Genomic DNA, 2,315 nt, shown 5'->3' on the forward strand with positions numbered 1-2,315 from the left:
ATTTTCAGATTTCAGATTTCAGATTTCAGATTTCAGATTTCAAGTTTCAGATTTCAGATTTCAAGTTTCAGATTTCAAATTCCTGCCCCCCTCCCCACGCTCCTCCCTCCCTCCCAACCCGCCATGCAACCTCCACGCTTGCGTCGATTTATCCCTTGTGTCTGCGCGTTCCTCTGGCTTTCCGCCGCGTTTGCCACCTCCGCCGAAATCCGGGTCATCTACCCGGAGTTGGAGCCCGACATCGATGGTAAAGAGGTGGACTGGATCTATGGCGACTATCAGATGAAGAACGATCAGATCTCCGTCACGATCGCTGCCCCGATCGCGACGCGGGATGCCAACTTGACGATTCGCGGGATCGGCGCGTCGATTCTCGATCTGACCCTGAATCACCCTTCCAACGATCAGCTCAGCGCCTTCATCCCCACGGCAGCCAGGTATCAATTCCATGATCCGAGCCAAGTGCAAATCGGTCGCGACGGCGACGCGGTGTTCTGGCAATGCCGTTCGTCGAAATCGCTCGCCGGTGATGGCACGACCGCAACCGTTCGTTATCGTCTGGTCGACGGCAACGCGTTCGTCGAAACAACGGTGTGGATCGAAGGCGATACGGCGGAAACGGTCAAAGCGTTTGACGGGGTCCGCGCCGATCGCAGTTTTGCGATGGAGCAATCCGGCAGCGTCGCGTACTGCAGTGACGCTTTCTTTCGACAAACGATCGGATTCAAAAGCCCAGTCGGCACCGAACCGCCCCAGTGGAAAAACGGTCGCCCGGCGGAGTTGCACTACAGCGACCAGCACGTGCAGCGTGGCGACGGGATGACGACCTGGACCGTCCTGCTGTATCCCGCGACCAGCCCGATCGACTTGCTGGCCGTCGCGGAAGGGTCACATCGCTCGCCGGCAATGCACACCTTTGAAGTCCCATTGCAGATCCCCGGTGGCGACCACCAAGCCGCCGTCAGACGTGCCAAAATCTCGCTGCGATCAAAGACGGATTCCGAGAATGCAGATTCAACACTGTTTACGCTGCAAACCGACGACCAGGGAATCGCCCACGCCAGGTTGGTTCCCGGTGAATACGTCGTCAGCCACACGGCGATTGGAAACACGCCTTACGTTTTGGTCGTGAAATCAAGTGACCAGCCCCAAACGATTCGGCTTGGAACGTCCGCACCGAGCGGATTCACTGCAACCGTCACCGACGGCGACGGGAATTCCATTCCGGCCAAAGCGACGATCTACGCGGCCGACGGAGACCATCCGGACTTCGGACCAGACAGCGCCCGAACCTTCGTCAAGAATTGCGTCTACGCCGTGCATGGGCAACTGCATTGCCCGCTCGATCCAGGCACCTACGAAATCCATTTCAGCCGCGGACCGGAATACAACAGCGTGACCCGGCAAATCCAGGTCGGCAAAGAAACGATGACCGAGCTTTCGGTCCAACTCGATCGCGTCGTCGATACCCGCGGTTGGGTCAGCACGGAGCTGCACAGTCACAGCAGCCCTTCGGGTGACAACACTTCCGATCAATATGGACGCGTCGAAAACCTGCTCTGCGAACACCTGGAATTCGCCCCGTGCACCGAACACAATCGCATCAGCAGCTACGCGCCGCATCTGCAACAGATGCAGCTGTCGCACTTGATGGCGACGTGCACGGGCATGGAACTGACCGGCAATCCATTACCGGCGAACCATCAAAACTCGTTCCCGCTGCACCATCATCCACACACCCAAAACGGAGGCGGCCCGCGTGTCGATCCGAACCCGGTCGTCCAGATCGAACGGTTGGCGATGTGGGACGGCGGATCGGACAAGCTGGTCCAGATGAACCATCCCAACCTGCATCAAATCTATGGAGACTTGGATGTCGACGGAACGCCCGACAAGGGTTTCCGGGGAATGCTCAAGTGGATGGATGTGATCGAGGTCCATCCGCTGGAAACGATTTTCCAAGACATCGCCAGCAAGCCACCGAACGTTCGCGAAATGCGAATTCCGCTGTTCCAATGGATGCAACTGCTCAACCAAGGCTATCGCATCCCGGGTGTCGTCAACACCGACGCGCACTACAACCACCATGGCAGCGGGTGGCTGCGAAATTGGTTCGCCAGCAGCACCGATGACCCGGCCGCGATCTCCACCGACGAAATGATTCGTCAAGCCGAAGCGGGGCACATCGTCATGTCGACCGGACCGTTCCTGTCGGTGGTCGGCACGTCGAAGACCGGCGAGACACAGGCGATTCCTGGTGATGACCTTGCGACCGAGGATGGCCAGGTGAACGTCCAGGTGACGGTCCAATGCCC

1 protein-coding gene is annotated in these 2,315 nt (G+C 58.4%); it reads left to right on the top strand.

The annotated features are described in order from the left end of the window. Positions 1-123 precede the first annotated feature (123 nt). A partial coding sequence (locus tag ABX749_RS29915; protein WP_372899258.1) for a CehA/McbA family metallohydrolase occupies positions 124-2,315 on the top strand: 2,192 nt, incomplete at its 3' end.

It is taken from the genome of Stieleria sp. (assembly GCF_041595215.1).
GTDB classification, from domain to species: domain Bacteria; phylum Planctomycetota; class Planctomycetia; order Pirellulales; family Pirellulaceae; genus Stieleria; species Stieleria magnilauensis.